This window comes from Micromonospora musae (assembly GCF_003626635.1).
In the GTDB taxonomy this organism is placed as follows: domain Bacteria; phylum Actinomycetota; class Actinomycetes; order Mycobacteriales; family Micromonosporaceae; genus Micromonospora; species Micromonospora musae.
Genome location: NZ_RAZT01000003.1, coordinates 610,321 through 616,437, shown reverse-complemented (window position 1 = coordinate 616,437; position 6,117 = coordinate 610,321). Strand labels below are relative to the sequence as shown.

5 protein-coding genes and 1 pseudogene are annotated in these 6,117 nt (G+C 70.8%); 4 read left to right on the top strand and 2 right to left on the bottom strand.

The features are described 5' to 3' along the window. Nucleotides 1-127 (top strand): annotated as a pseudogene (locus tag D7044_RS08645) (IS5 family transposase); the annotation flags it as partial. On the opposite strand, the gene D7044_RS08640 reads toward D7044_RS08645, so the two are convergent. Next, nucleotides 101-730, bottom strand: coding sequence for a hypothetical protein (locus D7044_RS08640; RefSeq protein WP_120688461.1), 630 nt, complete (start codon nucleotides 728-730; stop codon nucleotides 101-103). The pseudogene D7044_RS08645 and the gene D7044_RS08640 sit on opposite strands and share 27 nt — an antisense overlap. A gap of 345 nt (nucleotides 731-1,075) precedes the next feature. On the opposite strand from D7044_RS08640, the gene D7044_RS08635 reads away from it, so the two are divergent. Beyond that, nucleotides 1,076-3,175, top strand: a complete 2,100-nt coding sequence (locus D7044_RS08635) for a prolyl oligopeptidase family serine peptidase (RefSeq protein WP_233564900.1) — start codon at nucleotides 1,076-1,078, stop codon at nucleotides 3,173-3,175. A gap of 136 nt (nucleotides 3,176-3,311) precedes the next feature. Here D7044_RS08635 and D7044_RS08630 read toward each other — a convergent pair whose 3' ends face one another. Continuing rightward, complete coding sequence (locus D7044_RS08630) at nucleotides 3,312-4,166, bottom strand: alpha/beta hydrolase (protein ID WP_120688460.1); 855 nt, start codon at nucleotides 4,164-4,166, stop codon at nucleotides 3,312-3,314. A 238-nt stretch (nucleotides 4,167-4,404) separates the two neighbouring features. Here D7044_RS08630 and D7044_RS08625 point away from each other — a divergent pair, with 238 nt between their 5' ends. Then, nucleotides 4,405-5,304, top strand: a complete 900-nt coding sequence (locus tag D7044_RS08625) for an ABC transporter ATP-binding protein (RefSeq protein ID WP_120678614.1) — start codon at nucleotides 4,405-4,407, stop codon at nucleotides 5,302-5,304. A gap of 2 nt (nucleotides 5,305-5,306) precedes the next feature. Continuing rightward, nucleotides 5,307-6,107 carry an ABC transporter permease gene (locus D7044_RS08620; protein WP_120688459.1) on the top strand — a complete coding sequence of 267 codons (801 nt, stop codon included), beginning with the start codon at nucleotides 5,307-5,309 and terminating at the stop codon, nucleotides 6,105-6,107. The last annotated feature ends 10 nt before the right edge of the window (nucleotides 6,108-6,117 follow it).

Below are 6,117 nucleotides of genomic sequence, written 5' to 3'. Positions count from 1 at the left end.
CATCAACCGGCTCAAACGCCATCGCGGCCTGGCCACCCGATACGACAAGCTGGCCGTCCGCTACGAAGCCACCATCCACGTCACCGCCATCAACGAGTGGCTACACGCACTTCGAGACAGGACCTAGCAGGTCCCGGGCCACGTCGGCGAGGCGCGGTGGTTCATGTGATCGGGTAGCCGCTGCCGCGCACGGATCGGGTAGCACCTTGACCACCTGGTCGGCGACGAATCCCGCCACGATGTCGGTGGGATCGAGAAGCATCAGCGCCGGCAGAGTGAGCTTGATGTTCTCGGCGATTAGGATGTGCACGAACTCGCCGACGAGTTCACCGAAGAACAGCTGGTACAGGGCGCAGAAGACCTCACCGCTGACTCGTTGCGGGTGAGTCGGATCGGCGAGGGGGCCGCCAGTTGTGGTGAGGCACTCGGCGACGTGGCGCGTAGCACGCCGGACTGCAGCATCCACGATCAGTCGGCCGTCGCCGCTCACATCGTCAACGAATCGACGGACGAACTCGTCGGTGGGGTCGACCGAGGTTTGGTCGGCAAGGTGCCGGAGCGCCGTTGGGTCCGGTTGTCTCAGCTCGTCGAGGATGCTGATGAGCCGCGCTCCGCCTGCCAGCGCCGCCTCACGGAGACCGTACCGTTCCGGATCTTCGAGCAGGGCTTCGCGCAGCGCGCGTCGAAACCGTTCCGCCAACTCTTGTGCGACGCGCCGGTCGTCCTCCATCAGGAGACCCGGCCGGCTGTCCGGGTCTGGAGTCCACCGGCTCAGGCCGTTCTTCGCCGCGGTCCATCCGCCCTTGGTTGGGCCAGGTAGACGGGTCGACGTGCCCAAGGCGACCTCCCGGGAGGGGGCGGGAAAGCGCGTGAACGAGAGTCTATTGATGCGCTGAGTCCACGAGCAAGTACTCTCTGTGCTTGGCTGCGGCGCGGCCGGTGCTGTTCCGCCAATCGTGCGATGACCGGTAAGGTGCGACCACTCAACCGGCGCCGGCCGGGTGCAGCCGTGAGTCGCCATGCCGACAAGCCTCGGACAAGGGATGTAGCCGGCCTGTCCGGGATAGTTGCGTAGGTGGCGGCACGGATCGACGAGGATGATGACCCGTACCTCTGGATGGAGGAGGTCGACGGGGCGGAAGCTGCCGGGTGGGTGCGGGATCGCAACGCGGAGACCCTCGCCGCGCTGACCGGCGGGGAGCGGTTCGCCGCACTGCGGACCGAGATCCGACAGGTGCTCGACGCCGACTACCGCATCCCCTACCCGGGCTGGCGCGGGGATCGCTTCTACTACGGCTTCTGGCGGGACGCCGCGCATCCGCGAGGGGTCTGGCGCCGAACCACCCTCGACCAGTACCGCCGGCGCGAGCCGGAGTGGGACGTGCTGCTCGACGTCGACGCGCTGGCCGCCGAGGAGGGGGAGAGCTGGGTCTGGGGCGGGGTGACGGTGCTCCGGCCCGGATACCGGCGCTGCTTGATCAGCCTGTCCCGAGGTGGCGCCGACGCGACCGTGATCCGCGAGTTCGATCTGGGCCGCCGGGAGTTCGTGGCCGGAGGCTTCTCCCTCTCCGAGGCGAAGAGCGCCGCCGGCTGGATCGACGCCGACCACATCTACGTGGCCACCGATTTCGGGCCCGGCTCGCTGACCACCTCCGGCTACCCGCGCGTCGCCAAACGATGGCGGCGGGGCACGCCGCTGGCCGAGGCCGAGGTCGTCTACGAGGCCCGTCCCGATGACGTGACCGTCTACGCCTCGCACGACCCGACGCCGGGGTTCAGGCGCGACTTCGTGGGCCGTCATCTGGACTTCTACCGGTCGGAAAACTTCCTGCTGACGGAGGCGGGGGAGCGGATCCGGATTCCCGTGCCGGCGGACGCCGCATGGGACGTACACCGCGAGTGGCTGGTGATCCGGCTCCGCTCGCCGTGGCGGGTCGCTGGGCTGACCCACCCCGCGGGTGCCCTGCTGGCGACCCGGTTCGACGCGTTCCTCGCCGGCGAGCGGGAGCTGACACCGCTGTTCCGCCCCGACGAACAGACTGCCCTGAGCTACCACGTCTGGACCCGCAACCATCTGATCCTGGCCACCCTCGTCGACGTGCGGAGCCGGTTCACCGTGCTGACGCCCGGCGAGACGGGGTGGCGGCGGGAGCCACTCGCGGGGGTCCCGTCGAACGAGCACAGCCGGCTCGTGGAGACCGACCCGGAGCTGGGCGACGAGTACCTGCTCGCGTCGGAAGGGTTCCTCCAACCGGCGACCCTGCGACTCGGCGAGGTCGGTGGCCCGGTCGAGGTGCTCAAGCAGGAGCCGGCCTCGTTCGACGCCGGGAACCTCGCGGTACGCCAAGGCTTCGCCACGTCTGCTGACGGCACCCGCGTCCCGTACTTCCTGGTGGGGCCCGAGCCCACCACCACCAGGCCGACGCTGCTCACCGGATACGGCGGGTACGAGATCCCGATGACGCCGGACTACGACGGCGCCATCGGCTGCGGCTGGCTGGCCCGGGGCGGCACCTACGTGGTGGCGAACATTCGCGGCGGCGGCGAGTACGGCCCGCGGTGGCATCACGCCGCGATGCGTGAGAACAGGCGGAGGGCGTACGAGGACTTCGCGGCGGTGGCTTGGGACCTGATCGCACAGGGGATCACCACGCCGGCGCAGCTTGGCATCGAGGGCGGCAGCAACGGCGGTCTGCTCATGGGGGTGATGCTCACGCGCTTCCCGGCGCTCTTCGGCGCGATAGTCGCTCAGGTGCCGGTGCTGGACATGCGCCGCTATCACCGGCTGCTCGCCGGCGCCTCCTGGATGGCCGAGTACGGCGATCCGGATCGGGCGGAGGACTGGTCCTATCTGCGGGAGTACTCGCCGTACCACAACATTCGCAGTGGGTTGGCGTATCCGCCGCTCCTGCTCGTCACCTCGACCCGGGATGATCGGGTGCATCCGGGGCACGCTCGGAAGATGGCTGCTCGCCTGCGCGAGCACGGCCATGACGTCACCTACTACGAGAACGTCGAAGGCGGGCACGGCGGCGCTGTCGACAACGAGCAGTCCGCGTTCATCTGGGCGCTGATGCTGGAGTTCCTCTGGCGCAAGCTGACGCCGATGGGCCCGGGTGTGCCGCGCCAGTCTGCACCCGCGGTGAGCGAGCAGGCTCAGGTTTCCGAGCGATAGCGGTGACGTCCGTCCGACCTGGAGCCGCAGCGCCACCATGCTCCTCGGGGTCGACATGACGAACCTCATGTCGACCGGCTGGTGGTGGTAACGGGCTGCCGAGGAGCCCCAGGGCTGACTCCGGCCCGATCAGGAGTCAGCGGCGGGGGCTCTCGCTCGCGATCGTCGCCGCTCGGGGCATGGCGGCCGCCTCCAGTGCCCAGTTCAGCGCGAAGTCGGCGACCTCCTCCCAGCCCTGTTCGCCCACGGTGAAGTGGGACCGGCCGGGGAACGGGTGGTACGCGGTCAGCGCCCGGGACTTCGTGTAGAGCGCGGCGTTGCTGCGGACCACGCCGGGCGGGACGACGTGGTCGGCGCCCCCGGTGATCAGCAGCAGGGGCGCCCGGTCGTCGCGACGGGTGTCCACCTCGGCGACCGAGTTCGGATCGAGATTGGCGAACGCGCTCTCGAAGAGCACATGCCCGGCCCCGGGGACGGCGTAGCGCTGCCAGGCGCGGTCGGAGTCGGCGCGGCTCATGGTGTTGCCGAACGCGTAGTGGAAGTCGTCCTGGGTGAACGGGACGGCCCGGTGCCGGTTCGCCGGGTTACGCAGGATCGAGAAGCCGGAGCGCAGAGTGCTGAGCGGCAACTTGACCACGCCCTTGATGGCTACGGGGTGGACGCCCACCCCGGCCGCGCCGAAGCCCCGGTCGAGGAGGAGTTGGGTGATGAGCCCGCCGATCGAGTGCCCCATGATGATCGGCGGTCGGGGAAGGGCCCGGATGGTCTGCTCGTAGTGGTCGACGATGTCGGCGATCCGCTGCCCCGCGATCGGCGTGGGGTCGTCGCGCAGCTGCTCGACCTCGCCCTCCATGCCGGGCCAGGAGGGGGCGAGCACCCGCAGGCCGTGTGCCTGGTATCGGTCGACCCACCCTTCCCAGCTCCGGGGGGTCATCCAGAGCCCGTGGATGAGTACGACGGTGTCCACGTTTCCCTGCGGCGCGCTGCCCATCGGCGTCCCTCCCCGGTCGCAACGTGCGGACCCCGGCGGTTACCCGGTTGGCGCGGCCGGAATCCTCCGGCACCCGGCCGCCCGGTAGGTGCGTGAATTGAGGTCTCTGATGCGCCTGGTGGCCAGGTCGCCCCTGAGTCCCCGCGAACCACGGCCGCCCCACCCCTGACAAATGTCACGGCGCGAACGTGACGGGCGCTCGGGGTACGAGACCCCGCCGGGCAAGAGCATGGTTCCCATGACGAGCACGCAACCGGCCGTGGAGCTGAGCGGCCTCACCAAGACCTTCGGCGCGGTCACCGCGGTCGACGGGCTGAGCCTGCGGGTGGAGCCCGGCGAGGTGGTCGCCTTCCTCGGCCCGAACGGCGCGGGCAAGACCACCACCATCGACATGCTGCTCGGCCTGGCCCGCCCGGACGCCGGCTCGGTGCGCATCCTCGGGGGCGAACCGGCGGACGCGATCGCGCGTGGCCGGGTCGCCGCGGTGCTGCAGACCGGCGGGCTGCTCAAGGACCTGACCGTCGGCGAGACGGTACGGCTGACCGCCAACTTCTACCGGCACAGCCGCCCCGCCGAGGAGGTGCTGGAGCGGGCCGGGATCACCGGCATCGCGGACCGGGTGGTGGGCAGGTGCTCCGGCGGCCAGCAGCAGCGGCTGCGCTTCGCCCTCGCCCTGCTGCCCGACCCGGACCTGATGGTGCTCGACGAGCCGACGACCGGCATGGACGTCGAGGGGCGGCGCGAGTTCTGGCAGGCACTGCGGCGCGACGCCCGGTCCGGACGGACCGTCATCTTCGCCACCCACTACCTCGACGAGGCCGACGCGTACGCCGACCGGATCGTGCTGGTCCGGCAGGGACGGATCGTGGCGGACGGCACCACCGCCGAGATCAAGAACCTGGCCGCCGGCCGGCTCGTCCGGGCCACCCTCCCCGGCGCCGACCAGGCCGCGCTCGCCGCGCTGCCCGGCGTCGACGCGGTGGAGGTGCGTGGCGACAGCGTGCTCGTGCGTACCGCCGACTCCGACCTGGTCGCCCGGCACCTGCTCACCCGGACCGCGGCCCGGGACGTGGAGATCACCTCCCGCAACCTCGAAGACGCCTTCCTCGCCCTCACCACCGACCACGCCGGAGCCTGACGATGACCACCGCGCTGAACGCCACCACCGACCGCGTCGCCCCCGACCGGCGGCCCCCCGCCCTTGGCGGCTTCTCCCCGGCCGTGCTCGGCATCGAGCTGCGCCGGGTGCTGCGCAACCGCCGCACGCTCGCGTTCACCCTGATCATGCCGGCGGTCTTCTTCCTCATCTTCGGCCTGCCGCAGCGCGGGCAGCAGCTGCCCAACGGCCGCGCGGTGACCGCGTACATCATGGTCAGCCTCGCCGTGTACGCCGCCATGGTCGCCACCACCAGCATCGGCGCCGCGGTCGCCACCGAGCGGGCGCTGGGCTGGAGTCGGCAACTGCGGCTCACCCCGCTGCGTCCCACCGCGTACGTCGCCGCGAAGGTCGTCACCGCGATGGTCCTCGGCCTGATCGCCGTCTGCGTCGAGTTCGTCGTCGGCGCGGCGACCGGCGTACGGCTCTCCGCCGACGTCTGGCTGCTGACCGGCCTCGGGGCGTGGCTCGGCTCGCTGGTCTTCGCCGCGTTCGGCCTCTTCGTCGGCTACCTCTTCCCGGCGGAGAACGTCATGCAGTTCATCGGCCCGATCCTCGCCGTGCTGGCGATGTTCGGTGGGCTCTTCGTTCCGCTGGAGGTGCTGCCCGAGGTGCTCCGGGACGTCGCGCGGTTCACCCCGGTGTACGGCGTCGGCGAACTCGCCCGCGCCCCGCTGACCGGCGACGGCGTGAGCCTGGCGGCACTGGCCAACCTGGTCGTGTGGACGGCCCTCTTCGCGCTCGGTGCGACCCGGTTGTTCCGCCGGGACACCGCCCGGGTCTGAGCGGAGACCG